This is a genomic window from Paractinoplanes rhizophilus (genome assembly GCF_042664765.1).
Lineage (GTDB): Bacteria > Actinomycetota > Actinomycetes > Mycobacteriales > Micromonosporaceae > Actinoplanes > Actinoplanes rhizophilus.
Map to the genome: position 1 here is coordinate 125,586 of NZ_JBHTBJ010000013.1, position 26,194 is coordinate 151,779.

Genomic DNA, 26,194 nt, shown 5'->3' on the forward strand with positions numbered 1-26,194 from the left:
TGTCGATACGACAGATCATCAAGTTATCTCTTGCCTGAGCGTACCGAAGTAGTCCATACCGGGGCAAACTAGGTACAGGAGTCGGCGATGAGCAGCCTTCCCCAGAACGTCAAGGACCACTTCCGCAATCTCGGCCGGCAGCTCGCCGAGCGCGTGCGCCAGGGGGTGGAGGCCGGCGGTCGGCGGGAACCTGAGTTTCAAAAATGAAATGAGCAACAAAAAGGCCCGGCTCCTCGCGATGAGGGGCCGGGCCTTGCTAAAAAATGACCATTTGTGCGCGATCTGCTCCGCCCAGAGGTTCTAGATAAAAATCGACTTATACATTTGCGCAGCTCACGATGGCTTTTTCAATAAATTCCATACGCGGTGACTTGGATTTTCCGCATGTCGGAGTCCTATGCTATGCTACTATTCGTCTTGCGGTGAACTGTGCCCCGCTCTAACCTTTTGTATGTAAGAGGACGGCCGTGCCCGGGCGCCAACCTCCACCATCACATACATCGAGGGTAGGCAAAAGATGCCAGACGAAGCACCGCGCGACGACGGCGACGGCGCTCCGGGCGAAAGCGGCGGCGAGCGCCGCATGTTCCCCATCAACATCAGGGCGGAGTTGATCCGCATCATCCCAACGACGATCATCGCCCTGGGAAAAGCCGTCGCAACGGTGTACGCCGCACGTCGATGAAGAAGCCCCGCTCGGCATCATGTCGAGCGGGGCTCTTTCTTTTGCGTTGTGACTACAGGTCGAACTCGCCGTCCTTGACGCCGCCGATAAAGGCGTCCCACTCGGCGCGGGTGTAGATGTGCGGCGCCTTCGTCCGGTCCTTGGTGTCGCGCACAGCGACACCCTCGTCTGTGATGGCGACCTCGACGCAAGCGCCGTTGCCGCTTGAGCGGGTGCTCTTGAACCACTTCGCACCGGTGAGGTCCATCCGGCACTCCTCCTTGCTATGACGCGGCCTTTGCCGCTTCCTGGATCAGCTTCTTGGTCTGGGCTGGCGAGAGTGCGTCAGTGGCGATCCGATCGAACGTTGCCTCGAAGCGCCGCACATCCTCCTCGGCTTCGAGGAAGAGATCGCCGGCCATGCTGTCGACGTAGACGAGCGGCGCGTCGAATGGATCGGCGAAGTTCATGACGATGAAGCTGCCCGGCATGCCAGGATGCGCTCCCACCCCGAAGGGTACGACTTGCAGCCGAATGTGCCGAGATGCTGCCGCTTGCGCGAGCCGTTCGAGCTGTGCGCGCATGACCGCCGGCCCGCCGACCACCCGACGGATCGCCGCCTCGTCCATGACGGCGTGAAGTTGCATCGGCGCCGGCCGGTGCAGGACGCTCTGCCGCTGTAGGCGCACGTCAACGCGACGTTGCAGGTCTTCGCCGGAGATCCCCTGCACCACGCCGCCGATGACGGCGCGTGCGTAGTCCTCGGTTTGCAGCAGGCCCGGCACGAACAGCGACTCGTAGTTCTGGAGCGACTCGGCCTCGTACTCGAATCCGATGAAGGTCCACTCCGGGCGTCGGGCCGGGGGTCGAGACCCGGTCGGTCTCGATCAGGGTGCCGTCCAGCAGGACGTAGTCGTAGCCGGCGGCCTTCGCGGCCAGCAGCGCACCGTGCAGGCTGGGGGCCTGCGCGGCCAGAACCGCGGTGGTCTCGTGCAGCCGCTCGTAGCCGGTGGACGTGCTGACCTGGTTGTCGGCGACCAACTGGCTCACCCGGGTGCCGTCCAGCAACCAGCGCAGGAAGACGACGGCCTGCTGCTGGCAGGTCAATGCCCGCCGCCCGGACCGGGTATTGCGGCGTAGCCGTTCGGCGTACAGCAGTGCCGCAATGCGCAGCACGGTCTCGTCGTGGACGGACAGGGCAGCGGCATAGGTGATACTCATAGCTGGCGCGGGACTCCGGGTGACGTGTTCTGTGAGAAGTCCGCTTCATACCGGAGTTCCGCGCCCTCACGCCCCAGCCGGGCAGGTACAGGCGTTCCTACACGTTCCGGACGATCACCGACGGCACACGCGCCCTTACCCGGAAAGAATCAGTGACGGCGCCCTTGACGTGCCCCGCCCCTAAGTGCGTCGACTTCCTCGAATGGGTCAAGCGGGGACATGGCCGGCTGAAGCGTTACCCGATGTGGCAGCCCAGGCACGTAACGTGGCGGAAATTGGGGTATTCCTCAGCCGTTCAGCCATTTCTGAACCACCTTTGGGGCATTCTTGGAACGGCCATTTCCGCAGCTCAAAGCCGCTGCCGGGGCGATATTTCGGCCCGGCACCTGAACGGCCGAGACGAGAATCCGTCGCGTCCGGCGGTATCGTACTTCCAGACCTTCCGACCTCGGTCGCACGGCCCATCCGGATGGCGCTCCCGTGGAGTGCCACCCATTAGGGGCGGGCACGAGTAATGGAAGGAGGTCGTGTTGCCAGGGGAACCTGAGCCGGCGAAGCCGGACACCGAGGAACCTGACAACAGGCTGCCAGACAAGACGGAACCGGCCCAGCCGGACTCCGACGAGCCTCGCAGCAGGCCCGACCGCACCGAGCGGCGGTGGCGTCTCTTAATCGAGACGATCATCGTCGTCTCCACCCTGATCACGGCCATCGTCGGTTTGATCGGGACCTGCAAAACGGGGCCCACCTGATCCACGGGATCAGATGGGCCCACCATCGGTAGTCGGTTCCGCCCTCGAGGTCCAGCCAGACAGATGGGGCGGGGCCGGCTCACCAACGAGATCCGATCGATGCTGAGCTATGCCCCATCGACGATACTCGTTAGGTTCTGTAGAGAACTCTACAAGCCCCAGGAAGAAAACTTCCATACAACCACGGTAACTTCACCGGCGGAACCGAATGTTTTCCCTGGTAGACGCCTGGCGAGTATCCCCAAAACTTATAAAAGTTAAGTTCGACAAGCATGCTGGCGGCCCAAACTTGAGAACTCTGTCTTAGATATCTCGTAGTTGGCTCATCTTCCTCGTTCTGGTCCTGGGCTCGACCTGCGTGTACTTGTCGCAGTTGCCGTGCCGGCCGCAGACGACGCAGTAGCCGCGGAGATCATCGGCCACATGGCCGGCCTCGACGGCACCAACGAGCCGCTGACCGCATGCAACTCCTGCCAGCGAGCCGTCACCTACGGCGTCCTCGGCCACCTCTCCACCGGCTTCAGCCAGCTCGAAGAAGGCGACTTCCTGACCGCCGGCCACCACGTCTCGTACGCCATCGAGCTGATGCTCGAGATCGCCAAGACCGACTTCACCACCACCGTCCCCAGTGCCATCGACATGGCCGACGACGACTGGCGCACCGCGCTGGCCGCCTTCATCGAGTCCCGCATCGACCACTACACCGACGCCGACAGCGGAGCCGTCGTCTTCGAGCCCCACGACGACAACAGCGAGCCCACCGGAGTCGCCGGGTGAGCAACAGCACCATCCCGGAAAGCATCCGAGCCCACTTCCGCAAGGTCGGCAGACAGTGGGCTCGGAACAACCCCGACCCTCAGCGAGACGCGGAGGTCACCAACATCCTTCGATCAATCCGCAGCACCCGGCTCAGCCGAGAAACCGCTCGACCGGGACGATAGAGATCGAATCAACCGGCGGCCCACCCCAACCCTGGCTGCCACCCTTGCCGACTGGCTTGACGATGATCCGCTTGACGTACCGACCCAGGATCTCCCTGCGGTGGTGCAACGTCTCCGGGTCCTCGTCAAGCCAGTCTTCTAGTTCCTCCTCCGGGTCAACCTTGTCCATCGCGGCCTCCCGCGCCATCTCCCCCTGCTTCGCGCGCAGCTCCTTGATCTGCTCCCGCCTCGGGATGATCTGGTCGAGCGCCTCGTCGTCAGTGAAGATGCCCGTGATCTGGCCCCCCTGAATCCGCTTGATCTGCTTCTCAAGCTCCCGGATCTCCGCCTCTATGGCCGGGTTAGGGTCGCCGTCTGCCAGCCCCTCAGGGACGCTCACGCGGCCCTCGATCGCGCCGGCCACGTACTGCCGGACCACCTCGTCCAGCCACGGCTTCGAGCGCGAAACCTTGCCGCACCCACCCCGCTGCTTGACGCACAGGTACCGGTCGAGGCCACGGTTCACGCTCTCCTCGGCGGGCTTGTAGACCTGCGCGGACATCGGCGAGCCGCAGATGCAGTAGACGAAGCCCGGCAGCAGGTAACGACGCGCCCTCGTCCGCGAGCCGGTCGCCTTGTACTTCTTCCCCCGATCCCCGAGTGCGGCAACGATCGCCTCGTGCTCAGCGCGACTGATGATGGCCGGCCAGTTGCCCTCACCCACGATCTCCCCGTCGTGAACCACGAGGCCGGCGATCCGCGGGTTGCGCAGCGTCCTGGCCACGTTGCCCTCGTTGCGCCATTCTTTGCCCAGCGGCGTCTTCACCCGCATGCGCTGCCACAGGTTGCGCACCTCCGACACTTTGCCCGTGTCGAAGAGCACCTGCATCCCCTTCTTGATGGCGTCCGCGGCCACCGGGTCGATGACCTGGCAGTAGCCGTAGCCGTTCTCCTTGGTCGGATGGATGTAGCCGAAGGTCCGGGCACCACCGTGCAGCCGGCCCTCCTCCCGACGCTGGCGGGCAGCGCGAGCGACACGCTCGGCTGAACGCTCCACCTCGGCGGCGTCCACCGCGGCCTTGATGCGGGCCACCATCCGGCCATCAGCGGTGCCGAGGTTGTCGTCACCGCTCTTGACGGTGTTGATCAGCACGCCCGTCTTCTCGTGGAGCTTGATCAAATCCTCCAGCTCCAGGGGCCGGCGCGTCAGGCGCCCGTTGGAGTAGGCGACGATCACGTCCACGACGCCGGCCTCGCAGGCGGCGATCATGCGGTCGTACTCAGGCCGCTTCTTCTTCGTCCGGGTCGAGGCGGAGACATCGTTCTCGATGAAGACGCGAACGATCTCCCAGCCGCGCTGAGCTGCCAGTTTCCGGCAGTCCTCTTCCTGGCGCTGGACGCCTTTCTCCTCGCTCTCCCGGTCCTGGGAGATGCGGCAGTAGATGGCGCAGCGCAGCGGCACAGGCTCACCCACGGCTGCCCCCGAGGGCGAGGTGGTCGATCGACACGTGCACGTGCGACACTGGTTCCTCCGGTACGACTCGATTAGGCAGGTGTCAAAGATAAACGTGCACTCACTAGTCGACACTACGGAGATGTATCTCCGCACCATCCTCGAGCTGGAGGAGGAGGGCGTCCCGCCGCTGCGCGCGCGGATCGCCGAGCGCCTTCACCAGAGCGGCCCGACGGTCAGCCAGACGGTGGCCCGCATGGAGCGCGATGGATTGCTCACCGTCGAGGGCGACCGCCATCTGGTGCTGACCCCGGCCGGCCGGGTGGCCGCCGTCGCCGTCATGCGCAAGCACCGCCTGGCCGAGCTGCTGCTGGTCAACGTCATCGGCATGCCCTACGAGGAGGCTCACGAGGAAGCCTGCCGCTGGGAGCACGTGATGAGCGACACGGTCGAGCGCAAGGTCTACGAGCTGCTCAACCGGCCGACCCGCTCGCCGTACGGAAATCCGATCCCCGGCCTCGACAAGCTGGGCCTGCCGGAGGACGACGAGATCAGCGCGGGCGCCGCGACCAGCACGAGCAGCCAGGGCGAGCGCAACCTGGCGTTCCCGGGCCTGTCCGGCAGCGTGGTGGTGCGGCGCATCTGCGAGAGCGTGCAGACCAACGCCGACGTGCTGCGCCAACTGCATGCGGCGGGCATCGACCCGGGTACGACGGTGACCGTGGCGCAGGAGCGTGACTCCGTGACCATCGACCGCTCGGGCGACAAGATCCGGCTCCCGCGCGAGGTCGCGTCCCGGGTCTTCGTGGCCGCGCACTGACCGGTGGCACCCGCTGCCGCACTCCGGGCCGTGGCTGACTGACACTCACCGCCGACGGCACGTGGGCCGTCAGCCCGCCGTTGTGTCCATGGCCTTCGCGAGGGCGAGCAGCTTGGTGTTCATCGCGCTCACGTCGGCGGCCTTGGCGTTCTTGGCGAAGGTGAAGCGCAACGTCTGCAGCTGCTTCGCCTCGCTGAGCCAGCCGATCTCGATGACCGGGCCGTGCGCGCCGGTCGCGGCGGTGTTCAGCCGGTAGGCGGCCTTGCCGAGGCCCTTGAGCTTGGTCGCCTTGTCGGGCTTGAGGTCCGACAGGAACAAATCGGCGTCGGCCTGGGTGCTCTCCACGACGGAGAGGGCGAGATCGGGCCAGTCGCCGTTGACCGTCTGGACCACGCAGGTGGAGGTGTCGTCGACCTGGTCGGAGGCGGCGACGTCGAAGGTGACACCGATCTTGGACTTGATCATGGCGTAGTCCCAGAGGATGCACGCGCCGCCGGCCGAGGCCGCCGGCTGCGTCACCATCTCGACCGGGGGCAGCTGCTCCTGCTTGCTCGCGTCGGCGCGGTTGTCGCAGGCGGCCAGGCTGAGCAGCGCGGCGGCACCGAGCACGACGGAACGCGAACGCACGACTGATCCTCCCGAGGGTTTTCGGGGCACACCGTACTTTGCCCGGCGATCGGGCGAAAGGCCGACTCGGACACCAAAGGCACACGCTCCGTAGCACTTGACGGTGAGTGTCAAGTAGGATGACCAAATGACCGACCTCGTGGAGCAGATCGTGCGCCTGCTCGACGTGCGTCTGCTCGACCCGCTCGAGGTGCTGCTCGACGGCGACGACACGGTCGGCGCGCTGCGCGATCTGGTGCGGCTGCGCGCCCGGCGCTGGGCCGACACCATGGAGCACGGCGACGACCGCACCGCCGTGCTGACGGCGGCCCGGCTGATCGCCACGCTCTATCCGAGCGACCGCGCGTTCGACCCGCCACCCGATTGGTGGACGAGCCCGCTCGGCCAGGCGGTCGCCGTCCGGGCCGGGCATCCGTGGTCCGAGTCGGTCTCCTATGCCGTCGCCGGCGCGATGCTCGGCATCACCCGGCAAGGCGTTCATGACCTGGTGAGACGCGGCCGCCTGCCCCGTCACCCCGACGGCGGTGTGCCGTCCGAAGCCATCCGCGACCGCTTGCGCGCCCAGAAGAACGAGGAGACATCGTGATCAACGACCGCCTGATCGACGCCGGGGAGCTGCCGCTCGCGGTCCGCGACTTCGGCGGCGACGCGCCCCCGCTGCTGCTGTTGCACGGCGCCGGCGGCAACCTCGCCCACATGACCACCCTGGCGCGCGCCCTCCGCCCGCACCACCGGGTGATCACCATGGATCTGCGCGGCCACGGCCGCTCCGGCGACGGCGCCTGGAGCTGGGATGCGGCGCTCGGCGACCTGGCCGCCGTGTGCGTGCAGATGGAGCTCGACCGCCCGGCCGCGGTCGGCCATTCGCTGGGCGGCATGCTGGCGGCGCTGTGGGGGCAGCGCCACCCGGAGGCCCCCGCGGTGATCAGCCTCGACGGCAACCCGCCGCCCACCCGCCCCGACCACCTGCCCGGCCTCGACCCCGGCAAGGCGGCGGCCGAGCTGGCCCGCCTGCACGCGATCTTCGACCAGATGGAGGCGGCCGCGGGCCGGGTGATCGAGGCCGATCAGCTGCCCGACCTGGTCGAGCGTCAGCAGATGGCCGCCCGCGACATGGGCGCCAACGAGAAGGTGTGGATCGAGGGCTTCCGCCGCAACCTGGTCCACGAGAACGGGGAGACCTCGACCCGTCCGTCCGCCGCCACGACGTCCCAGCTGCGCAAGCTGATGAACGAGCTGGACCTGGCGCCCGTCTACGCCGCCACGACCTGCCCCGAGCTGGTGGTGCTGCCCACCCGCGATCTGCCCGAGCAGGAGCCGTTCGCCGAGCTCTACGCGGCCCACCGCCGCTACCTCGTCGACCAGGCCGAGGCCTCGGGGGTCCGCTATCTCTCGCTCGCCGACGCCTCACACGCCATGGTCATCGAACAGCCGGCGGTCCTGGCCGGCCTGATCACCGACTTCATCACGGGAAGCCGCTGACCAGGGCGAGACACGGGAAGCGGCTGACCAGGGGCGAGACACGGGAAGCCGCGGACAAGGCCGAGGCGGCGCCGGCCGGCCGGCCGGGTGGGAGGGAGGGAGGGAGGGAGGGAGGGGCGGCGAGCCCGCGGCCGTCGGTGGCAAAGTGGACGGATGGATCACGAGCCGACCGGCCAAGAGCCGACGGAGCATGACAAATCCGCGGTGATCTCGACACATGTGGCGGCCCCGCCGGAGCGGGTGTGGGCGTGGCGCTGGCTCGGCGAGGATCGCGACAGCCGGGTGACGATCTCGCTCACGGCACGGGACGGCGGCACCGACCTGGTCGTCGTGCATGACCGGATCGATGCCGCCACCGCCGAGATGTACCGGGCCGGATGGGAGACCTGCCTGGCCCGGCTGCCGGCCCATTTGGGCTGAACGGAAGGTCAGGCGTTGCGGGCCGCCTGCGTGGTTTCCTGCTTGGCGTCCTGCGCCGAGGACTGGGCCTGCTGCTTGGTGGTGTCGACGGCGTCGCGCGCGGTCGACTTGACCTCGCCCACCGCCTGCTGCACCGAACCCGACAGGTCGTCCTTGACCTCGCCGGCCGCGTCCTTGAGGCGGTCGGTCAGCTCGCCGCTGTGCTCCTTGAGCTCCTGCCCGGCGCGCCGCTCGACCTCGGTGACCGGGATCAGCGTCGACGCCAGCAGGCCGACCCCGAACGCGATGATCCCGGCCGCGAGCGGGTTGCCCTGCGTCTGCGTGGCCACCGCTTGCGGAGCGGAGCGCACCGCGTCGGCGGCGTCATGGGCCTTCTCGCTGACGGTGTCCTGGGCGGACGACGCGGTTTCGGCGACCGCGTGCTTGCCGTGCTCGGCGCTTCCCATGACCTTCTCCTGTATCGATGTCCACCGCCGCCGCGCCGCCTGCCGCGGGCTGGCCTTCTCGGCCAGCAGGTCGACGTCGCGGGTGAGGGTGGCGCGGGTGCTCTCGATGTTCTGCCTCAGCCGGTCGGGTTCTTCAGCCACTGGGCGTCCTCCTTGATCGTGTCGACCGTCCGCCGTGGCACGGGGTCCACGGTCTTGAGCCTCTTGCGGCCGTTCGTGTAGAGAACGGCGCCGATGACCGCCCAGATGACGGCCACGATGAGCGCCGCCCAGCCGGCGTCGATGACGTTCGCCAGGCCGAAGACCAGGGCGAAGCTGAGCAGCACCACGGCCAGATAGCCGGCGAACGAGGCCGCGCCGAGCATGCCCGCGGCCTTGCCGGCCTTTGACGCCTCCTGCTTGAGCTCGGCCTTGGCCAGCTCCACCTCCTGGCGGAACAGCTGCGACAGGTCGTTGCTGATGTCGCCGATCATCTGGCCGATCGACGTGTCGGCGACCTCCTCGGAGCGATTCTGCGGGACGGTCATAGCCGCGGCTCCGAGGACAACGGCGGATACTCCTCGGCCACCGGGACGGGCCGGCCGGTTCCGGTAGCCGCGTATTCGGTGCCGGTTGCGTATTCGGTACCGGCGGCCGGTTCGGTGCCGGTCGCGTAACCGGTGGTCGGCGGGTAGCTGGTGGAAAACTCGTCCGCAGCGGGTTTGGCGGCGCTGCCGTCGCCGCCGGAAGAACCGGCCTTGGCGACGCTCTTGCCCAGGCGGCCCACGACGAAGCCGGCCGCCAGCGCGGTGGCCAGGAACGCCCCGGGCCGGCGCCGTGCGAAGTCCTGCACCTCGCGCAGCACGCCCTCGGGCCCGTTCCGGTCGAGGTAGTCGGCGAGTTGCCGGCCACCGTCGGCGACTCGCGACACGATCGCGGCGGCTGGGGAGTCACTGCGGTCGCCACGCATCTCGTCGAGCTGGTCCGCGGTCTGGCGGATGCTGCCGGAGAGCCGGTCGTTCTGCGTACGGGCCTGCTCACTGAGCCGGTCCCGCACGTCGCCGGCCAGGCTGCGCGCCTGGGCTGAGGCCTCGGCGCCGACGCGCTGTGCCTGCTGTGCGGCGGTGTCCTTGACGTCCGTCGCGGCGTGGCCGGCTGCCTGAGCACCCCGCTCGGCGACCTGCTTGGCCTTGGACGACTCACCACCGGGGGAACTGTCCGACGTGTAGACGCCGGTCGGTAGGTCGGTCACGTTGCCTCCAGGATGGAAGTGATTCTGCGACCGAAAATCCCCCGCCCCGAGCGCTCTAACCCAGAAATCGATGACCGAAAAATTCACGCGTTAATACCGCTACGCGGTGGGTAGCCAGGGAATACGCCGGGATTATTGCCGCCCAGCAAGGATCAAGAAAAACGAAATGCCGCCCACCCGAAATCCGGGTGAGCGGCATTCACGCGCCTTTTGATCAGCTGCAGCCCGAGGTCGAGCCGCAGCCCTCGCACACGTAGCAGCTGCCCGCGCGGCGCATCTTGGTGCCGCAGGTGAAGCACAGCGGCGCGTCGGCCGCCTGTCCCATCACGACCTCCAGCAGCTCGGTGGACGAGCCGATCGAGGCCGGTACGGCCTTCTCCGGCTCGGCCGGGGCCGGCGCCTCCGACGTCGACGCGCCGACCGGGGCGGACACCGGCGCCGACGCGGCCATGCCGGCCAGGTCGACCGATGCCGCCGCCTCGGCCGCCACCTCGGCCTGCACCTGGGCGGCCCGCTCCTTCGCCGTGAAGATGCCCAGCTCGGCGCGGGTGTCGTAGGGCAGGAAGTCGAGCGCCAGGCGGCGGAAGATGTAGTCCATCACCGACGCCGCCATGCGCACGTCCGGGTCGTCGGTCATGCCGGCCGGCTCGAAGCGCATGTTGGTGAACTTGCCGACGAAGGTCTCGAGCGGGACGCCGTACTGGAGTCCTATCGAGATCGCCACCGAGAACGCGTCCATGACGCCGGCCAGGGTCGAGCCCTGCTTCGACATCTTCAGGAAGACCTCGCCGAGGCCGTCGTCGGGGTAGGACGACGCGGTGAGGTACCCCTCGGCGCCGCCGACCGAGAACGACACCGTCTCCGACGGCCGCTTCTTCGGCAGCCGCTTGCGGACCGGGCGGTACTCGACGACCTTCTCGACGACCGGCACGACCTCGGCCGGCGCCGTCTCCTTCTTGGACGACGAGCCGGCGGCCGAGAGCGGCTGGCCGACCTTGCAGTTGTCGCGGTAGATCGCGAGCGCCTTCAGGCCGAGCTTCCAGCCCTGGTAGTGGATGTTCTCGATCTCCTCGACGGTGGCCGTCTCGGGCATGTTGACCGTCTTGGAGATGGCGCCGGAGATGAACGGCTGGACGGCCGCCATCATCCGCACGTGGCCCATCGGGGCGATCGCGCGCTCGCCCATGGCGCAGTCGAAGACCGCGTAGTGCTCCGGCTTGAGGCCGGGGGCGTCGACGACGTTGCCGTGCTCGGAGATGTGCTCGACGATCGCCTCGACCTGCTCCTCGGGGTAGCCGAGGCTGCGCAGCGCGCGCGGCACGGTCTGGTTGACGATCTGCATCGAGCCGCCGCCGACCAGCTTCTTGAACTTGACCAGGGCCAGGTCGGGCTCGATGCCGGTGGTGTCGCAGTCCATCATCAGGCCGATGGTGCCGGTGGGGGCGAGCACCGACGCCTGGGCGTTGCGCCAGCCGTTCTTCTCACCGATCTTGAGGCCGCTCTGCCACTGCCGGGTGGCTTCCTTGACGATCGAGGTGGCGACCGGGCCGGCCGTCTTGATCTCGTCGTTGGCCGCGGCGTGCTTGCGCATGACCCGCTTGTGCGCCTCGGCGTTGCGGGCGTAGCCCTCGTACGGCCCGACGACTCCGGCGATCTCGGCCGAGCGGCGGTACGCCGTGCCCGTCATCAGCGAGGTGATCGCGGCGGCGAGGCTCCGGCCGGCCTCCGAGTCGTACGGCAGGCCGGACGCCATCAGCAGGGCGCCGATGTTGGCGTACCCGATGCCGAGCTGACGGTAGGCGCGGGTGGTGATGCCGATCTTCTCGGTCGGGAAGTCGGCGAACGCGATCGAGATCTCCATCGCGGTGATGATGAACTCGACGCTCTTGACGAACTTCTCCACCTCGAAGCCGCCGTCGGCGCGGAGGAACTTCATCAGGTTGAGCGAGGCCAGGTTGCAGGACGAGTCGTCCAGCGACATGTACTCCGAGCACGGGTTGGACGCGGTGATCCGGCCGGTCTCGGGGTTGGTGTGCCAGTCGTTGATGGTGTCGTCGTACTGCAGGCCCGGGTCGGCGCACTCCCACGCGGCCTGGGCGATGCCGCGGAACAGCTTCTTCGCGTCGATCTCCTCGATCACCGAGCCGTCGAGGCGGCCGCGCAGCCCGAACTGACCGCCCTCCTCGTACGCCCGCATGAACTCGTCGGAGACGCGGACCGAGTTGTTGGCGTTCTGGTACTGCACGCTGACGATGTCGGCGCCGCCCAGGTCCATGTCGAAGCCGGCGTCGCGCAGCGCGCGGATCTTGTTTTCCTCGCGCGCCTTGGTGAAGACGAACTCCTCGATGTCGGGGTGGTCGACGTCGAGGATGACCATCTTGGCGGCGCGGCGGGTGGCGCCACCGGACTTGATGGTGCCGGCGCTCGCGTCGGCGCCGCGCATGAAGCTCACCGGCCCGCTGGCGGTCCCCCCGGACGACAGCAGCTCCTTGGACGAGCGGATGCGGGACAGGTTGACACCGGAGCCGGAGCCGCCCTTGAAGATCAGCCCCTCCTCCTTGTACCAGTCGAGAATGGAGTCCATCGAGTCGTCGACCGAGAGGATGAAGCAGGCGCTGACCTGCTGCGGCGACTTGGTGCCGACGTTGAACCACACCGGCGAGTTGAAGCTGAACACCTGGTGCAGCAGCATCCAGGTCAGCTCGTGGTCGAAGAGCTCGGCGTCCGCCTTGGTGGCGAAGTAGCCGTGCTTCTCGCCGGCCTTGCGGTACGTCGAGACGACACGGTCGATGAGCTGCTTGAGCGACCACTCCCGCTCGGGCGTGCCGACGGCGCCGCGGAAGTATTTGGTGGTGACGATGTTCGCCGCGTTCACGCTCCAGAACGCGGGGAACTCGACGCCCTTCTGCTCAAAGTTGATCGAGCCGTCCCGCCAGTTCGTCATGACGACGTCCCGGCGCTCCCAGTCGACCTCGTCGTACGGGTGGACGCCCTCGGTCGTCCAGACCCGCTCGACACGCAGCCCCCCGGTGGCGGCGCTGCCGTTCGCCCGGCTGCGCTGCCGCCCTGCTGTGATGCCGTCCCCGGCCATACTGCTCCCCCTCGTTGCTTCTGCCACTCGTCTGTGGTGCGTCAGTTGCTCAGGCGCTCGCGCAGCGCGGCGATCTCCTTCTCGAACTCGTCGAGCGAGTCGAAGGATTTGTACACGCTGGCGAACCGGAGATAAGCCACCTGGTCGAGCTCCCGCAGCGGGGTGAGGATCGCCAGCCCCACCTCGTGACTGGGTATCTCGGCCGCGCCCTTGGCCCGGACGGTCTCCTCGACGCGCTGTGCGAGTTTCGCGATCGAGTCCTCGTCGACGGGCCGGCCCTGGCAGGCCTTGCGGACCCCACTCATGATCTTGGTGCGGCTGAAGGGCTCGGTCACGCCGCTGCGCTTCACGACGGCGAGGACCGCCTCCTCGACCGTGGTGAAGCGCTTGCCGCACTCGGGGCACGAGCGACGGCGCCGGATCAACGCCCCGTCGTCGGCCTCACGCGAGTCGACCACGCGCGAGTCGGCATGGCGACAGTACGGGCAGCGCACCGCGATCTCCTCCCGGAGCCCTCGCCATGATCCCCCCAAGCACGCCAAAACACGGCGTCGCGATGATCACTGCCAGCGCTCCGCCGTCGACGGCCTGTGGACAACCTTGGGGAGGAAAACCCCAACCTGTGGATGACTTACACCCTTGTAACTACTAGATGTTGGGGTAGACGCTATGCCCCGGCGGACGCGGACGCAAGCGCAGCGGCGTGCCGACGCGCCGGATTTTGCGGCTCGACACGTGGGGTGTACCACCCGACTACCGACCGCCGTTCCGGCAGGATCACGCAGCGGCCCCGGCAAGATCAACGCGCGACGGGCCGCAAGATCACGCGGCCGGTCAGGAGCGCGGGAGGAGCAGAACCTGCCCGGGCTGGAGATCACCGCTGCCCAGATGGTTGAGCCGGCGGATCTCGTCGACCGCGGACCAGGCGTCGCGCCGGGGAGCGACCCCGGCCGCGATGTCCCACAGCGTGTCGCCGGACCGGACCGTGATCGCAGGCAACGGCGTCGACGGGTCGTCGGAGGCCCGGGACGCCGTGGTGAACAACACGGCGCTCGCCACCGAGGCGAGCGCGGCGAACAGAACCAGCACCACGACCCGGCCGCGGCGGGTCAACCGCAGCGGCGGCTCGGCCCGGCGGACACCGTGCGCGACCATCGAGACCCCCAAGATCCACTATTGGAACACTCGTTCGATAGAACGCCCGTACGACGGTCTACCAGAACACACGTACGGAAGTCGAGCACCTGCGAGCGACACGCCGAAGCGAATGTCGTACAGATGTTTGAATATGTCGCACCCCACCACTACGGTTTTGCGACAAGAGGGTCAGCCGGGCGATCGCCATCCCCACGGCATCCGCGCCGGCTCCGCGAGCGCACCACGTGCCGACGAGGCACTTGGCCGACAGGGAGGGCGGACGTGTCGACCGACGACCGGACGAGCCGGCAACAAGAGCAGATCTCCAAGCCCGAGGCGGCGACCGCGCTGCGCCGCCGCGCACCGGGCCGCGCGCGCGGCACCGAGGCGCCGCAGCTGCGGTCGGTCACGCCCGTGGTCAGCCACTTCCCCGACCTGGTGACCGCCGACCTCACCGCGCGCCAGCGGCGCATCCTGGAATTCATCCGCGACTGGGTGGAGCGCTACGGTTACCCGCCCAGCGTCCGCGAGATCGGCGAGGCGGTCGGCCTGGTCTCCCCGTCCAGCGTGGCCTACCAGCTGAAGGCGCTCGAGACCAAGGGCTTCCTGCGCCGCGACCCCAACCGCCCGCGAGCCGTCGACGTGCGCTCCCCCAACGATCTCGTCGACGACGAGACGGTCCGCAGCGCGCGTCCCCAGCCGGCTTACGTTCCGCTGGTCGGCCGCATCGCCGCCGGCGGCCCGATCCTCGCCGAGCAGGCCGTGGAGGAGTTCTTCCCGCTGCCGCGCGAGCTGGTCGGCGAGGGCGAGGTCTTCATGCTCGAGGTCAAGGGCGAGTCCATGATCGACGCCGCGATCTGCAACGGCGACTGGGTCGTGGTGCGCCAGCAGCCCACCGCCAACACCGGCGACATCGTGGCCGCGATGATCGACGGCGAGGCGACGGTGAAGAGCTACCGCCAGCGTGACGGCCACGTCTGGCTCATGCCGGCCAACCCGGCCTTCGACCCGATTCCGGGCGACGACGCCACCATCATGGGACGAGTGGTCGCGGTCCTGCGTCGCGTTTAAACCCACATATCGTACGAGTCAGCAAAAGTCCCCGGTCCAGCGGACGGCCCGAGCGAAACACCGGGCCGTCCCCGGCCGCCGGGCCGGATGGCGGCCACCCAGCCCGTGAGCCGGGCGCCCGGGGCAGCCAGGCGCCCGGGGCAGCCAGGCACCCGGCGTCTCCTGAGCTCCGGCGCTCTCTCCGCCGCGGCGGCAGCCGAGGTTGCCGAACTCGGCGGCAGCAGCCGGAACCACCGCGCTCAGCGGCGGTAGCCGGGGTTGTCGAAGCGGCCCTCGGGCCGGAAGCCACGGTCGTCGCCGCCGCGCTGAGGCGGGCGCGGGCCGCCCTCCCGGCCGTTCGGCTGGCCGTAGACGCCCTGGCCGCGCGGCGGCTGCTGGCGGCCGCCCTGCGGCGGACGCGGGCCGCCACCCTGCTGCGGCCGGGGCTGCTGCATGCCGCCCTGCCCGCCCTGCGACGGACCGGCCGGCCGTTGCGGACGCTGACCCTGCTGCGGCCCGCGCGGCTGACCGTACTGGCCGCCGGCCCGGCCGCCACCGGCGCCCGCGACGCCGCCGCCACCGGCCCCGGCGCCGCCGCCCGGCGCGCCGTACACGCCGTTGCGGCCGGGCTGCTGGGGACGCTGGCTTGGGGAGCCGCCCTGCCGCGGGCCGGCCGGCTGCGCACCGCCCTGCCGGGGGCCGGGCTGCTGCGGCCCGCGCGCGGGCTGGCCGCCCTGCGGGGAACGCGCGTACTGCGGCTTGCCGCCGCCGGGCTGGCCGCCGTAACCGCCGGACTGTCCGCCGTAGACGGGGCCACCGCCGCGCTGCTGGCCGCCGTAGACCGGGCCGCCCGCGCCGCCGGCCGCCGGGCCGGATCGGGCTCCACCGTAGACAGCGGCCCGCTGCGGGGCGCCGCCCACGCCGATCAGCTCGGTCTCGGGATCGGCCGGCGGGTCGTCCAGGTCGACCGTCGGCGGCAGGTCCGCCAGGCGCTTGCGGTGCCGCGCGATGCCGAGCACGCCGACCCCGACCAGGATCAGCCCGATCAGGCCGACCGCGCCGACGCCGTACGTGATCTGGTCGATCGTCAGGTCGGAGTACCACGCCTTGCCGCCGCCCTCGCCGGCCGCGGAGCCCTTCTTGATGACCGCGGCCTCGGTGGACGGCGTGTACTGCAGGATGTTGTTCGTCGCTTCCTTGTCACCGTTCATGTCGGACACGGTGTAGAAGTACTTGCCGTCGGCGCTGTAGGTGATCGCCTCACCGAGCGGCTCGTTGGGCAGGCCCGTGTAGCGCGGCTTGGTCTTCAGCGCGGCGAGCACGTCGTTGTTCTGGACGTCGAACTCCAGCGCGTCGGTGTAGGTGCGCAGCACCACCTTGCCGCCGCCGGGAGCGATCGCGCCGCCGTCGATCGACTTGTTGCCGATGCGGGCGATCGGCGTGCCGTCGGTCTCGGTCGCCGAGACGGTGAGCGTGGCGACCTTCTTGAGCGGGACGGGGTCGTCGTTGTTGGCCACCAGCGGCGCGGACGGCTGGTAGATGTTGGCCTTGCCGATCTCCTTGGTGATGATCAGCGGGATGCCGTCGCCGGTCAGCAGCATCGCCTCGGCGTCGTGGTAGTCGCCGGCCGGGTATTTCACCCGGTAGATAGTCGGCTTCTTGGAGCCGTCGGCCGGCATCTTCCAGAGGGCGATCTTTTCCCGGCGGGTGCCGTCCTCTTTGTTGTAGTTGTTGTCGCCGATGTCGGCGATCCACAGCGTCTTGCCGTCCGGCGAGAGGATCAGATCCTCGGGGTCGAGCGGACCCTTGCCCGAGTACGCGACGTCGTCGACGATCTTGCACTTGGTGTCGAGGAAGAACACCCTCTTGTGGGAGTCGACGTTCGTGCTGTCGTTGATCACGACGTAGCCCGATGTGGTGGCCACGATCCCGGACAGCTCGTCGAGCTTCGGATCGGTCACCTTGCACATCTTCTTGCCCGCCGTCGCCTTGACGCTGACGGTGGGTGCCGGATCATCCGCAAACGCGCTGGACGGACCGGCCATCACCAGGCCAACGGCCGCGATGACCGGAAACACGAGACGCCGCATCCGATCAGTGTCGCATGCGGCGTCGCGAACCGGTGTTACGCGTGGATCAACCGAGGTCAGCCCGCCCACTCTCCGTCGCGGAACGGCTCCAGGTCGGCAGCGAGCCGCTCGTCGACCCGTACCTGCAGCTCGGTGCCTTCATCCGTATAGCGAGTGTTGAGTACCTGACCGGACCGATGAATTCGGGCGACCAGGTCACCTCGGTCATACGGAAGGAGGACCCGCAGGTTGACCGCCGGGCGGGGCAGCCGCTGCGCGATGGCGGCGTGCAGCTCGGGGATGCCGGCGCCGCTGCGCGCCGAGACGAAGACCGCGTCGGGCCACGTCCGCTTGAGCCGGAGCAGGCTCTCCTCGTCGGCCGCGTCCACCTTGTTGATGACCAGCAGCTCCGGGATCCGGTCGGCGCCGACCTCGCCCAGCACCTCGCGCACGGCGCTGACCTGACCCTCGGGGTCGGGGTGCGCGCCGTCGACCACGTGCACGACCAGGTCGGCCTCGGCCACCTCCTCGAGCGTCGAACGGAACGCCTCGACGATCTGGTGCGGCAGGTGCCGGACGAAGCCCACCGTGTCGGACAGCGTGAACACGCGGCCGTCCTCGGCGGCGGTGCGCCGGGTGGTCGGGTCGAGGGTGGCGAACAGCGCGTTCTCCACCAGCACGCCGGCCTGGGTCAGGCGGTTGAGCAGGCTGGACTTGCCGGCGTTGGTGTAGCCGGCGATGGCCACGGCCGGGACCCCGCTCGCCTGCCGGCGGGAGCGCTTGGTCTGCCGTACGGTGCGCATGGCCTTGATCTCGCGCCGCAGGCGCGCGATGCGGATGTTGATCCGCCGGCGGTCGGTCTCGAGCTTGGTCTCACCCGGACCGCGCGTGCCCACGCCGCCGCCCGCGCCGCCACCGCGGCCGGAGCCACCGGCCTGGCGGGAGAGCGTCTCGCCCCAGCCGCGCAGCCGCGGCAGGAGGTACTGCAGCTGGGCCAGCTCGACCTGCGCCTTGCCCTCTTTGCTCTTCGCGTGCTGGGCGAAGATGTCGAGGATCAGCGCGGTGCGGTCGACGACCTTGACCTTGGTCTGCTGCTCGAGGTTGCGCAGCTGGGACGGGGAGAGCTCGCCGTCGCAGATCACCGTGTCGGCGCCGGTGGCGACCACCACGTCGCGCAGCTCGTCGACCTTGCCGCGGCCGATGAAGGTGGCCGCGTCGGGCCGGCCGCGTCGCTGGATGAGGCCCTCGAGCACCTGGGAGCCGGCGGTCTCGGCCAGCGCGGCGAGCTCGGTGAGCGAATTCTCCGCGTCCGCGATCGTGCCCTCGGTCCAGACGCCGACCAGGACGACCCGTTCGAGCCTCAGCTGCCGGTACTCGACCTCGGTGATGTCGGTGAGCTCGGTGGAGAGCCCGGCGACCCGCCGGAGCGAGTGCCGCTCCTCGAGCTCGAGCTCGCCGGTCGTGGGGTCAGCCTCGATCTCGTCGAGGACAGGTGCCTGGTAAGTGTTTCGCAAAAAAATGACCTCCTCGGCCCGATCGTGGCACGTCGCGGAGCTGGGCGCACCTACATAACCGGCCGACTGGTTGAGCAATCGTGGCCAACTCAGTAGTAACCACCGGATTGGAAACCGATATTCCGAACGAGCGAGAATGCGGTGAACGATCCGCCCGATCCGGAGGACACACCGTGGTGACCACCCGCCTGCCGAGCGCAGGATTCTCGATCACGATTCGCATCGCCGTTACCGCGGACGCCTCGTCGATCGGCCGCCTCACAACCTGCGTCGGCGAGGCCGGCGCCATCGTGACCGCGCTCGACGTGGTCGACTCCGACCCGACCCACGTGCTCGTCGACCTCACCTGCGACACCGCCGACTCCGGCCACGCCGACCAGGTCGTCAAGACCCTCGAGGAGCTGGACGGCGTCGACGTCCGCAAGGTGTCGGACCGGACGTTCCTGCTGCACCTCGGCGGCAAGATCGAGGTGAGCTCCAAGGTCGCGCTGCGCAACCGGGACGAGCTGTCCCGCGCGTACACCCCCGGCGTGGCCCGGGTCTGCATGGCGATCGCGGAGAACCCGGCCGACGCCCGCCGGCTCACCATCAAGCGCAACACGGTCGCGGTGGTCAGCGACGGCTCCGCGGTGCTCGGCCTGGGCAACATCGGCCCGGCCGCGGCCATGCCGGTGATGGAGGGCAAGGCGGCGCTGTTCAAGCGCTTCGGCGGGGTGGACGCGTGGCCGGTGGTGCTCGACACGCAGGACACCGACGAGATCGTCCGGATCGTGAAGGCGATCGCCCCGGCGTACGGCGGCATCAACCTCGAGGACATCGCCGCGCCGCGCTGCTTCGAGATCGAGGAGCGCCTGCGCGAGCAGCTGGACATCCCGGTCTTCCACGACGACCAGCACGGCACCGCGATCTGCGTGCTCGCCGCGCTCACCAACGCCCTGCGGGTGGTGGGCAAGCGCTTGGAGGACGTGCGCGTGGTGGTCTCCGGCGCCGGCGCGGCCGGCACCGCGATCATGAAACTGCTGCTGCGCCAGGGCGTGGGCGACATCATCGCGTACGACCGGCTGGGCGCCCTGCACCGCGGGATGCCGGACATGAGCCCGACGTGGCACTGGCTGGCCGAGAACACCAACAAGGCCAACTACTCGGGCGACCTGCCCGGCGCGATCGTGGGCGCCGACGTCTTCATCGGGGTGAGCGCCCCCAACCTGCTGACCGGCGGCGACATCGCCAAGATGGCCGGCAAGTCGATCGTGTTCGCGCTGGCCAACCCCGACCCCGAGGTGGACCCGCGGGAGGCTCGCAAGCACGCCGCGGTGGTGGCTACCGGCCGCTCCGACCAGCCCAACCAGATCAACAACGTGCTGGCCTTCCCCGGCGTGTTCCGCGGCATGCTCGACGTGAGCGCCGAGGAGTTCACCGAGGAGATGGCGCTGGCGGCGGCGCGGGCGATCGCCGACGTGGTGGGCGAGGACAAGCTCAACCCCACGGTCATCATCCCGAGCGTCTTCGACCCCAAGGTGACCCCGGCGGTCGCCGCGGCGATCCGCGCGGTGGTGCGGGGCGTCCCGGCGCCGTACAACGCGGCGGCGATGCCCGAGGCCGAGCTGGAAACGGCCCCCGAGGAGAGCTTCTAGCCGGGGCCGGGAGCGTCAGGCCCGGGCCGACCAGCCGGTCAGCTCGGCCACGCGGTCGGTGATCAGGCCGGCGACGCCGCAGGACGCCAGGACGGCCCACTGCGACATGTCGTTGGCCGTCCAGGGCATGACGTCGATGCCGGCCTCGGTCAGCGCCCGTACCGCGGGCCGGCCGGCCAGCACGTCGGCCACCGACGGGTTGCAGCAGGACACGCCGAGCTCCCGGGCCAGCGCGACCGTCTCCGGAAGGAGGCCCTGGCGCAGCAGACCCCGGCGGACGTCGGGGGCGGTCTCGTAGGCCCGGCGCACCACGTCGGGGTCGAAGCTCTGGATGATCGTGCGGGACAGCAGCCCGCGTTCCGCGACCTGCGCGACGATGGCCTTGACCTCGTCGTGCGTCGCGGGTGGCTTGATCTCGAGGAGAATCTCCGGGCCGCCGCCGAGCAGGTCGAGGGTCTCGGCCAGCGTCGGCACGCGGACGCCGGCGAAGCCCGGGGAGAACCAGGATCCGGCGTCCAGCGAGCGGATCGCCGAGGAATCCGCCTCCCACACGAAACCGGACCCCGAGGTCGTCCGGTCGAGCGTGCGGTCGTGGATCACGACGGGCACCCCGTCGACGGTGGTGCGCACGTCGAACTCGACGTGGGTGGCGCCGCCACGCACGGCGGCGGCGAAGGCGGGCAGCGTGTTCTCCGGCGCCACGGCCGAATAGCCGCGGTGCGCCACGCGGTGCCGCATCAGTCGAGGACCTCGCCGTTCGCCACCAGGACCGCCGGTCCGCCCAGCCACCAATGGCCGTCCTCGTCGTGGGTCACCATGAGCCGGCCGCCGGGCACGTCGACCGCGACCACGCCGGTCGTCCGGCCGGCGTCCCGCAGCGCCACCGCGCCCACCGCGAGCGCCCCCGAGCCGCAGGACAGCGTCTCGCCCGAGCCGCGCTCGTAGACGCGCATCGCCACGTGCCGGTCGACGCCGTCGAGGGGCTCGGCCGGGACCGTGAACTCGACGTTGACCCCCTGGGTGAACAGGGCGGGATCGAAGCCGGGCGCCGTCGTGAGGTCGAGCGAGGGCAGCTCCAGCCCGTCGTGCACGCCGCACACCAGGTGGGGATTGCCGCAGTCGACGGCCACGCCGGGGAACGTCAGCGGTCCCACGGTCGCGGTGCTCGCCGCGTACACCCTGGGGTCTCTCATCCGCACCCGGATCTCGTCGCCCTCCAGCACAGCGACCACGACGCCGGCTCGCGTCGCCACCGGCAGGCCCTCAGGGCCGGCCGTGGCGAGCCCGCTGGACACCAGGTATCTGGTGAAGACGCGCACGCCGTTGCCGCACATCTCGGCGATCGTGCCGTCGCTGTTGCGGTAATCCATGAACCACTCGGCGTCCGCGGCGAAGGCGGCGCCGTCCGCGTCCTTGGCGGCGCGCACCACCCGCAGCACACCGTCCGCGCCGATGCCGAAGCGGCGGTCGCAGAGCCGCGCGACCCGCTCGGGAGTCAGCCGGAGAGCGCCGTCCGGGTCGGGGACGATGACGAAGTCGTTGCCGGTGCCGTGGCCCTTGGTGAATTTCATCTGGGGTCTTCCGCCGCGGGTCGGTGGAGTAGAACGGACCGGTCCATCATTCCGTAAGCGCCAGCGCATCCGCCACGAGTGTGTCCGACGCCCCGTCGAGCCAGCGGATCTCCGGGTCGCGCTTGAACCAGGAACGCTGGCGGCGGACGAAACGGCGGGTGCCGCGTACGGTGTCCGCTTTCGCCTCGGCCTCGGACATCGTGCCGTCGATCTGCGCGAGCGCCTGCTGATACCCGAGGGCGCGGCTCGCCGTGCGGCCCTCCCGCAGGCCCTGGCCGATCAGCCCGCGCACCTCGTCGACCAGGCCGCCCGCCCACATCAGGCCGACCCGGGTGGCGATCCGCTCGTCGAGGGCGCCGGTCTCGCGATCCACCCCGATCTGCACCGACGGATAGCGCGGGACCGGGGCGGGCAGCGACGCGGTGAACGGCTTGCCGGTCAGCTCGATCACCTCGAGCGCGCGCACGATCCGCCGCCCGTTCGAGGGAAGGATGGTCGTCGCGGCCACCGGATCCCAGTGCCTCAGCCGCTCGAACAGCGGCGCCGGGCCGTTCGCCGCCAGCTCCTCCTCGAGCCGGGCCCGCACGTGCGGGTCGGTGCCGGGAAAGTCGAACTCCTCGAGGACCGCCCGGATGTACAGCCCCGAGCCGCCGACCAGCAGCGGCACCCGTCCGCGCGCCGAGATCTCGTCGATCGCCGCCCGCGCCAGCGCCTGATACTCCGCCACCGCGGCCGGCACTGTCACATCCCAGATATCCAGCAGATGGTGCGGAACGCCCTCCCGCTCGGCGACCGTCAGCTTGGCCGTGCCGATGTCCATGCCGCGGTACAGCTGCATGGAGTCGGCGTTGATCACCTCGCCGCCCAGCTCGTGGGCCAGAGCGATGCTCAGGGCGGATTTCCCCGCCGCGGTCGGCCCCACAATGGTGATCACCCGCGGAACCAGATCGAACGGCACGGAGCAACGGTAGGACACTCTTCCGTCGACATGGCCAACAGGGTGAGCGCGATGGCGAAGCCCCGCCGCACGCCTCGTCCGTTCAGCCAGCCCAAACCCGGTCCCACCCGCCCCGTCTCCGCCGTTCCGGCACGCAAGCGCCGCCCCGCCCCGGTCCGGCCAGGCGTTCGGCGCACGGCCGAATAGATGAGGCCGATCCCGCCCCTGGGCCGCAGCGCGGACGCTCGGACCATGGACAACGCCAGCGCCCGGCACCGGTTCGTCGGCGCCCTCGCCGACCGGATGCGTAACCGCTCCCCCGAGGCCGCCTACGCCGCGGCCCTGGACCAGATAGAGGCGCTGCACACCAGCCCTACCCTGTCCGCCCGCCAGGCCCGCGTCGGCACGCTCATGGTGCTCGACGCCCTGGCCGAAGCCCTTGCAGAGGAGTAGCCATGGAGACCGCCAGCCTCACCTACGGCAGCGTCGAGTACTACGCCGAGATCATCCGCGAGAACAGCGAGACCGTCGGCCACACGTACATCAGCACGAGCGGACTTGTGCGCGCTGTACTGGCCGGTGTGGTGAGCAGCGAAGCCGAGCGCCTCGAGCACATCCGCAACGTCCTCGTCGCTGCCGACCGGGTGCGCGCCGAGATGCAGGCAAGCCGATGACCGACCTGATCAATGACTACGAGCGCCATCTGCGCCGCCTAGACCGCTCCCCGAACACGATCAAGTTCTATATCCGCGTCCTGCGCCAGGCCGACCAGGATCTGCCTTGCGGGCTGGCGTCGGCGAACACCGAGGAACTCGAAGACTGGCTGTTCACCCCGTCCCCGCACCGGCGCGGCGGCCCCCGGCGGGGCAAGACCACCCGCTCCCACTACGTACGGATCCTCAAGGGCTGGGGGAAGTGGTCGGTCGACCCGAAGACCCCGGAGCGGATCCGCCGCAACTTCGACGCGACCGCCGACCTGCCCGACATCAAGCCGGCAAAGACAAAGCCCCGGCCGACCCGGGAGGAAATACTGGCCACGCTCACCCGGCAGGTGCCCGCGCCTTGGCTGGCCTGGATCCTGCTCGGCGCGTACGGCGGCCTGCGCTGCTGCGAAATATCACGCCTCGACCGGTCGGACGTCACCGAGGACAGGATCTGGCTGCACGGCAAGGGCGACAAGGAGCGGTACGTGCCGACGCACCCGCTGATCTGGGAAGCGATCAAGGAGCTGCCGGCTGGGCCGGTGGCGGTGGATCGGGACGGCGTGACCCGGCTGACCGAGGACCAGGTCTCCCACCGCGGGAACCATCAGATCCGGCGTGCGGTCGGCGCGGGCATTACCAGCATGCACAAGCTGCGGCACCGGTTCGCCACGCGGGCATTCGACGCGACGCAGGACGTGTTCGCGGTGCAGGAGCTGGTCGGCCACGCCGACGCGAACATGACACGCCGGTACGTGGAAGTGAACCGCGACCGGATGCAGGCCGCGGTGGCCAGCCTTCCGGTCGCGGTGTGATCGTTCAGCTGACGGGCCCGGGCCGGCGGTGGCGAACGTCGCCCGAATCGCCCGGCGGCTCATTGTGGTGCCGGAGGTAGCCGTACCGGGCGAGTTCCTGGGTTTCGTCGCCGCAGTACTCGATGCGTGGCATCCAGTCCGGGTTGAAGTCCTCAGGGCCGGCGAGCACGACGACCTCGGCGTCGTGGGCGCGGACCTTGACGAGGGCGGTGGCCCAGTCGTGCACGATGCCGACGAGCTGATAGCCGCGACGTTCGATGTGGATCAGGCAGAGCTGGGCGCGAGTGCTGTCGATTGCCGCCCCGGCAGGCAGCAGCATGATGGATCTGATGAGGGCCGAGATTTCAGTCGCTCGGGTCACGGAGCCCTTTCCCCTCTTCTCCATCCCCGCCGCTTCCGGGGGTGGGTTCGGGGGCGGGGAAGTCATCTGATCGTGCTGGCGATCCGCGAATTGGCCTACAAGGTCGCCCGGAAGGGTGAACGGGGGCCCCTAGCTGAGCTTTGTCGCGGTCCGGGCGCAGCTTCGACGCCCAGTACCTCCACCGTGCAGCCGGACCCACTAGAGCCGCACCCGGCGCCAGCCCGCGTGCCGTAAGCACCACGGGCACCCCTCCTTGCCGTACACGTGCTCCGGCACACCCTCGGCCAGCCGCTCCGCCAGCTCGCCCGCGTCCTGGCGGAAGACCTCGGCATGGTGGCCGTCCACGTCCCACGTCGCCCAGAAACCGGCCGGCCGCTCGAAACCGGGGCTGGTGTTCTCGCGGAGCCAGGAGACACGCCAGCCGGGGAACCGGTTCTCGAGGTCCCAGCAGGCGGCGAGCGCGCCGACCGGCCAGCGCAGCCGGCCGGCGAGGAGAGACTGGTTCTTGCGGGCGAGCTCGGACGGGTACTTCGGGTAGGCCGTCATCGCAGCCACTCCGCCACGTCGACCTCGCCGTGCGTGCCCCAGCAGTGCTGGCAGAGCAGCCGGGTCGCGTCGGGAGGCCTGGTGTCGGACGGTTCGTAGGCGTGGTCGCCTTCGTCGCCCGGTTCGGCGACGACCTCCCGGTCGTAGGTCACGGTCTGCGGGCTGACGCAGGTGTGCGCGCGGGCGTTCGGATGGGTCACGGGCAGCAGGTGGGCCCGGAAAGAGATCAGCCCCCGCGGGGCGTCCTCGCAGGCGGCTTCGTGGATGACGTGTGCTGGCGGGTACTCCCGCATGGTGTGTTCCCTCCCGTCGCGATGGGAGGGCGACGGGCACCCGCTCGCGACGTCGGGAACCCGCCTCCCTGTGCGCCGGGACTTTACAGATTGACAAGTGGCCGAGACTAGATGTCGGAATATAACTCATCTGACAACTAGCCACCCCATAGCGTGATCGACATGGGGCGGCTACGAGTCATGGGAGCGGCAGAAATCGCCGAACGCCTCGGCGTCACCAGACAGCGCGCCTACCAGATCACCGCCCGCCGCGACTTCCCCGAACCCATCGCCCACCTGGCCATGGGCCAGGTCTGGGACACCCGCGACGTCGAAGCGTGGATCCGCGAGCGTCGACCAGAGCTGGCCGCCGACACCGGCGGCGAGTGACCCGATCATCCCGGCACGGCCCGCCGATCATGCGATTGACCGGGTTGCATCGATACCCCACCCTGTGAGC

31 protein-coding genes are annotated in these 26,194 nt (G+C 69.3%); 12 read left to right on the forward strand and 19 right to left on the reverse strand.

Annotated features, from left to right (window positions below):
* Nucleotides 1-517 precede the first annotated feature (517 nt).
* A complete protein-coding gene (locus tag ACFQS1_RS19475; protein WP_378970155.1) occupies nt 518-685 on the forward strand; it encodes a hypothetical protein in 168 nt (55 codons plus the stop codon).
* Between the two features lie 52 nt (nt 686-737).
* Here ACFQS1_RS19475 and ACFQS1_RS19480 read toward each other — a convergent pair whose 3' ends face one another.
* The 3 genes from ACFQS1_RS19480 to ACFQS1_RS19490 are packed head-to-tail and all read right to left on the reverse strand — an operon-like array spanning nt 738 to nt 1,885.
* Entirely contained in the window at nt 738-932 is a 195-nt protein-coding gene (locus ACFQS1_RS19480) for a DUF397 domain-containing protein (protein ID WP_378970157.1), read from the reverse strand.
* 16 nt (nt 933-948) lie between these two features.
* Nucleotides 949-1,449: a DUF5753 domain-containing protein gene (locus ACFQS1_RS19485; RefSeq protein WP_378970159.1), complete on the reverse strand. Its 501-nt coding sequence runs from the start codon at nt 1,447-1,449 to the stop codon at nt 949-951.
* Nucleotides 1,355-1,885, reverse strand: a complete 531-nt coding sequence (locus tag ACFQS1_RS19490) for a hypothetical protein (protein WP_378970397.1) — start codon at nt 1,883-1,885, stop codon at nt 1,355-1,357. The genes ACFQS1_RS19485 and ACFQS1_RS19490 overlap by 95 nt, the downstream gene beginning before the upstream one ends.
* A gap of 1,175 nt (nt 1,886-3,060) precedes the next feature.
* On the opposite strand from ACFQS1_RS19490, the gene ACFQS1_RS19495 reads away from it, so the two are divergent.
* Complete coding sequence (locus ACFQS1_RS19495) at nt 3,061-3,414, forward strand: hypothetical protein (protein WP_378970161.1); 354 nt, start codon at nt 3,061-3,063, stop codon at nt 3,412-3,414.
* A 132-nt stretch (nt 3,415-3,546) separates the two neighbouring features.
* Here ACFQS1_RS19495 and ACFQS1_RS19500 read toward each other — a convergent pair whose 3' ends face one another.
* On the reverse strand, nt 3,547-5,019 hold the full coding sequence (locus ACFQS1_RS19500) for a recombinase family protein (protein ID WP_378970163.1): 1,473 nt from the start codon (nt 5,017-5,019) through the stop codon (nt 3,547-3,549).
* A 91-nt stretch (nt 5,020-5,110) separates the two neighbouring features.
* Here ACFQS1_RS19500 and ACFQS1_RS19505 point away from each other — a divergent pair, with 91 nt between their 5' ends.
* Nucleotides 5,111-5,830: a metal-dependent transcriptional regulator gene (locus tag ACFQS1_RS19505; RefSeq protein ID WP_378970165.1), complete on the forward strand. Its 720-nt coding sequence runs from the start codon at nt 5,111-5,113 to the stop codon at nt 5,828-5,830.
* A 69-nt stretch (nt 5,831-5,899) separates the two neighbouring features.
* On the opposite strand, the gene ACFQS1_RS19510 is transcribed toward ACFQS1_RS19505, so the two are convergent.
* On the reverse strand, nt 5,900-6,457 hold the full coding sequence (locus ACFQS1_RS19510) for a hypothetical protein (protein WP_378970167.1): 558 nt from the start codon (nt 6,455-6,457) through the stop codon (nt 5,900-5,902).
* Between the two features lie 127 nt (nt 6,458-6,584).
* On the opposite strand from ACFQS1_RS19510, the gene ACFQS1_RS19515 reads away from it, so the two are divergent.
* The 3 genes from ACFQS1_RS19515 to ACFQS1_RS19525 all read left to right on the forward strand — a co-directional run bounded on the left by ACFQS1_RS19515 (nt 6,585) and on the right by ACFQS1_RS19525 (nt 8,359).
* Nucleotides 6,585-7,043: a hypothetical protein gene (locus tag ACFQS1_RS19515; RefSeq protein WP_378970169.1), complete on the forward strand. Its 459-nt coding sequence runs from the start codon at nt 6,585-6,587 to the stop codon at nt 7,041-7,043.
* Nucleotides 7,040-7,939: an alpha/beta fold hydrolase gene (locus tag ACFQS1_RS19520; protein ID WP_378970171.1), complete on the forward strand. Its 900-nt coding sequence runs from the start codon at nt 7,040-7,042 to the stop codon at nt 7,937-7,939. Before ACFQS1_RS19515 ends, ACFQS1_RS19520 begins: the two co-directional genes overlap by 4 nt.
* 87 nt (nt 7,940-8,026) lie before the next feature.
* Nucleotides 8,027-8,359, forward strand: coding sequence for an SRPBCC domain-containing protein (locus ACFQS1_RS19525; protein ID WP_378970173.1), 333 nt, complete (start codon nt 8,027-8,029; stop codon nt 8,357-8,359).
* 8 nt (nt 8,360-8,367) lie between these two features.
* Here ACFQS1_RS19525 and ACFQS1_RS19530 read toward each other — a convergent pair whose 3' ends face one another.
* The 6 genes from ACFQS1_RS19530 to ACFQS1_RS19555 form a co-directional block, all read right to left on the reverse strand.
* Entirely contained in the window at nt 8,368-8,946 is a 579-nt protein-coding gene (locus ACFQS1_RS19530) for a DUF3618 domain-containing protein (protein WP_378970175.1), read from the reverse strand.
* On the reverse strand, nt 8,922-9,332 hold the full coding sequence (locus ACFQS1_RS19535; RefSeq protein WP_378970177.1) for a phage holin family protein: 411 nt from the start codon (nt 9,330-9,332) through the stop codon (nt 8,922-8,924). Before ACFQS1_RS19535 ends, ACFQS1_RS19530 begins: the two co-directional genes overlap by 25 nt.
* Complete coding sequence (locus ACFQS1_RS19540; protein WP_378970179.1) at nt 9,329-10,036, reverse strand: hypothetical protein; 708 nt, start codon at nt 10,034-10,036, stop codon at nt 9,329-9,331. Before ACFQS1_RS19540 ends, ACFQS1_RS19535 begins: the two co-directional genes overlap by 4 nt.
* A 214-nt stretch (nt 10,037-10,250) precedes the next feature.
* Entirely contained in the window at nt 10,251-13,112 is a 2,862-nt protein-coding gene (locus tag ACFQS1_RS19545; RefSeq protein ID WP_378970392.1) for a vitamin B12-dependent ribonucleotide reductase, read from the reverse strand.
* A gap of 56 nt (nt 13,113-13,168) precedes the next feature.
* Nucleotides 13,169-13,621 carry a transcriptional regulator NrdR gene (gene nrdR, locus ACFQS1_RS19550; protein WP_378970181.1) on the reverse strand — a complete coding sequence of 151 codons (453 nt, stop codon included), beginning with the start codon at nt 13,619-13,621 and terminating at the stop codon, nt 13,169-13,171.
* A gap of 340 nt (nt 13,622-13,961) precedes the next feature.
* Entirely contained in the window at nt 13,962-14,282 is a 321-nt protein-coding gene (locus ACFQS1_RS19555) for a LysM peptidoglycan-binding domain-containing protein (RefSeq protein WP_378970183.1), read from the reverse strand.
* Between the two features lie 264 nt (nt 14,283-14,546).
* Between ACFQS1_RS19555 and lexA the strand changes: the two genes are divergently transcribed.
* Nucleotides 14,547-15,335, forward strand: a complete 789-nt coding sequence (gene lexA / locus ACFQS1_RS19560; RefSeq protein ID WP_378970185.1) for a transcriptional repressor LexA — start codon at nt 14,547-14,549, stop codon at nt 15,333-15,335.
* Nucleotides 15,336-15,574: 239 nt separating this feature from the next.
* On the opposite strand, the gene ACFQS1_RS19565 is transcribed toward lexA, so the two are convergent.
* The gene (locus tag ACFQS1_RS19565; protein WP_378970187.1) at nt 15,575-17,404 is read right to left on the reverse strand and encodes a hypothetical protein; all 1,830 of its coding nucleotides are present in this window, start codon (nt 17,402-17,404) and stop codon (nt 15,575-15,577) included.
* A 56-nt stretch (nt 17,405-17,460) separates the two neighbouring features.
* Nucleotides 17,461-18,897, reverse strand: a complete 1,437-nt coding sequence (gene hflX / locus ACFQS1_RS19570) for a GTPase HflX (RefSeq protein WP_378970189.1) — start codon at nt 18,895-18,897, stop codon at nt 17,461-17,463.
* A gap of 173 nt (nt 18,898-19,070) precedes the next feature.
* Here hflX and ACFQS1_RS19575 point away from each other — a divergent pair, with 173 nt between their 5' ends.
* Nucleotides 19,071-20,531 (forward strand): NAD-dependent malic enzyme, encoded by a 1,461-nt coding sequence (locus ACFQS1_RS19575; RefSeq protein ID WP_378970191.1) that lies wholly within the window; start codon nt 19,071-19,073, stop codon nt 20,529-20,531.
* 15 nt (nt 20,532-20,546) lie between these two features.
* Here the strand turns inward: ACFQS1_RS19575 and ACFQS1_RS19580 are convergent, their stop codons facing one another.
* From ACFQS1_RS19580 to miaA, 3 genes are read right to left on the reverse strand one after another with little or no spacing between them, the layout of a single operon-like run.
* A complete protein-coding gene (locus tag ACFQS1_RS19580; protein ID WP_378970193.1) occupies nt 20,547-21,269 on the reverse strand; it encodes a glycerophosphodiester phosphodiesterase in 723 nt (240 codons plus the stop codon).
* Complete coding sequence (dapF, locus tag ACFQS1_RS19585) at nt 21,269-22,102, reverse strand: diaminopimelate epimerase (protein WP_378970195.1); 834 nt, start codon at nt 22,100-22,102, stop codon at nt 21,269-21,271. Before dapF ends, ACFQS1_RS19580 begins: the two co-directional genes overlap by 1 nt.
* Nucleotides 22,103-22,148: 46 nt before the next feature.
* Entirely contained in the window at nt 22,149-23,060 is a 912-nt protein-coding gene (gene miaA, locus ACFQS1_RS19590) for a tRNA (adenosine(37)-N6)-dimethylallyltransferase MiaA (protein ID WP_378970197.1), read from the reverse strand.
* 231 nt (nt 23,061-23,291) lie between these two features.
* On the opposite strand from miaA, the gene ACFQS1_RS19595 reads away from it, so the two are divergent.
* From ACFQS1_RS19595 to ACFQS1_RS19605, 3 genes are read left to right on the forward strand one after another with little or no spacing between them, the layout of a single operon-like run.
* A complete protein-coding gene (locus ACFQS1_RS19595; RefSeq protein ID WP_378970199.1) occupies nt 23,292-23,492 on the forward strand; it encodes a hypothetical protein in 201 nt (66 codons plus the stop codon).
* Between the two features lie 2 nt (nt 23,493-23,494).
* Entirely contained in the window at nt 23,495-23,713 is a 219-nt protein-coding gene (locus ACFQS1_RS19600) for a hypothetical protein (RefSeq protein WP_378970201.1), read from the forward strand.
* On the forward strand, nt 23,710-24,555 hold the full coding sequence (locus tag ACFQS1_RS19605; RefSeq protein ID WP_378970203.1) for a tyrosine-type recombinase/integrase: 846 nt from the start codon (nt 23,710-23,712) through the stop codon (nt 24,553-24,555). Before ACFQS1_RS19600 ends, ACFQS1_RS19605 begins: the two co-directional genes overlap by 4 nt.
* Before the next feature lie 4 nt (nt 24,556-24,559).
* Here the strand turns inward: ACFQS1_RS19605 and ACFQS1_RS19610 are convergent, their stop codons facing one another.
* From ACFQS1_RS19610 to ACFQS1_RS19620, 3 genes are all read right to left on the reverse strand, one after another.
* Entirely contained in the window at nt 24,560-24,874 is a 315-nt protein-coding gene (locus ACFQS1_RS19610) for a hypothetical protein (RefSeq protein ID WP_378970205.1), read from the reverse strand.
* Nucleotides 24,875-25,114: 240 nt separating this feature from the next.
* Nucleotides 25,115-25,462 (reverse strand): hypothetical protein, encoded by a 348-nt coding sequence (locus tag ACFQS1_RS19615; RefSeq protein WP_378970207.1) that lies wholly within the window; start codon nt 25,460-25,462, stop codon nt 25,115-25,117.
* Complete coding sequence (locus tag ACFQS1_RS19620; protein ID WP_378970209.1) at nt 25,459-25,755, reverse strand: hypothetical protein; 297 nt, start codon at nt 25,753-25,755, stop codon at nt 25,459-25,461. The genes ACFQS1_RS19615 and ACFQS1_RS19620 overlap by 4 nt, the downstream gene beginning before the upstream one ends.
* A 162-nt stretch (nt 25,756-25,917) precedes the next feature.
* Here ACFQS1_RS19620 and ACFQS1_RS19625 point away from each other — a divergent pair, with 162 nt between their 5' ends.
* Nucleotides 25,918-26,124 carry a helix-turn-helix transcriptional regulator gene (locus ACFQS1_RS19625; protein WP_378970211.1) on the forward strand — a complete coding sequence of 69 codons (207 nt, stop codon included), beginning with the start codon at nt 25,918-25,920 and terminating at the stop codon, nt 26,122-26,124.
* Nucleotides 26,125-26,194 lie beyond the last annotated feature (70 nt).

Bases quoted from the DNA above. Each gene is read 5' to 3' on its own strand.
- ACFQS1_RS19555 (WP_378970183.1), bottom strand. From the start codon at position 14,282: ATGGTCGCGCACGGTGTCCGCCGGGCCGAGCCGCCGCTGCGGTTGACC.
- ACFQS1_RS19600 (WP_378970201.1), top strand. From the start codon at position 23,495: ATGGAGACCGCCAGCCTCACCTACGGCAGCGTCGAGTACTACGCCGAG.
- ACFQS1_RS19625 (WP_378970211.1), top strand. From the start codon at position 25,918: ATGGGGCGGCTACGAGTCATGGGAGCGGCAGAAATCGCCGAACGCCTC.
- dapF (WP_378970195.1), bottom strand. From the start codon at position 22,102: ATGAAATTCACCAAGGGCCACGGCACCGGCAACGACTTCGTCATCGTC.
- ACFQS1_RS19495 (WP_378970161.1), top strand. From the start codon at position 3,061: ATGGCCGGCCTCGACGGCACCAACGAGCCGCTGACCGCATGCAACTCC.
- ACFQS1_RS19610 (WP_378970205.1), bottom strand. From the start codon at position 24,874: ATGCTGCTGCCTGCCGGGGCGGCAATCGACAGCACTCGCGCCCAGCTC.
- ACFQS1_RS19535 (WP_378970177.1), bottom strand. From the start codon at position 9,332: ATGACCGTCCCGCAGAATCGCTCCGAGGAGGTCGCCGACACGTCGATC.
- ACFQS1_RS19515 (WP_378970169.1), top strand. From the start codon at position 6,585: ATGACCGACCTCGTGGAGCAGATCGTGCGCCTGCTCGACGTGCGTCTG.
- ACFQS1_RS19605 (WP_378970203.1), top strand. From the start codon at position 23,710: ATGACCGACCTGATCAATGACTACGAGCGCCATCTGCGCCGCCTAGAC.
- ACFQS1_RS19595 (WP_378970199.1), top strand. From the start codon at position 23,292: ATGGACAACGCCAGCGCCCGGCACCGGTTCGTCGGCGCCCTCGCCGAC.
- ACFQS1_RS19580 (WP_378970193.1), bottom strand. From the start codon at position 21,269: ATGCGGCACCGCGTGGCGCACCGCGGCTATTCGGCCGTGGCGCCGGAG.
- ACFQS1_RS19490 (WP_378970397.1), bottom strand. From the start codon at position 1,885: ATGAGTATCACCTATGCCGCTGCCCTGTCCGTCCACGACGAGACCGTG.
- ACFQS1_RS19615 (WP_378970207.1), bottom strand. From the start codon at position 25,462: ATGACGGCCTACCCGAAGTACCCGTCCGAGCTCGCCCGCAAGAACCAG.
- ACFQS1_RS19565 (WP_378970187.1), bottom strand. From the start codon at position 17,404: ATGCGGCGTCTCGTGTTTCCGGTCATCGCGGCCGTTGGCCTGGTGATG.
- ACFQS1_RS19475 (WP_378970155.1), top strand. From the start codon at position 518: ATGCCAGACGAAGCACCGCGCGACGACGGCGACGGCGCTCCGGGCGAA.
- ACFQS1_RS19480 (WP_378970157.1), bottom strand. From the start codon at position 932: ATGGACCTCACCGGTGCGAAGTGGTTCAAGAGCACCCGCTCAAGCGGC.
- ACFQS1_RS19620 (WP_378970209.1), bottom strand. From the start codon at position 25,755: ATGCGGGAGTACCCGCCAGCACACGTCATCCACGAAGCCGCCTGCGAG.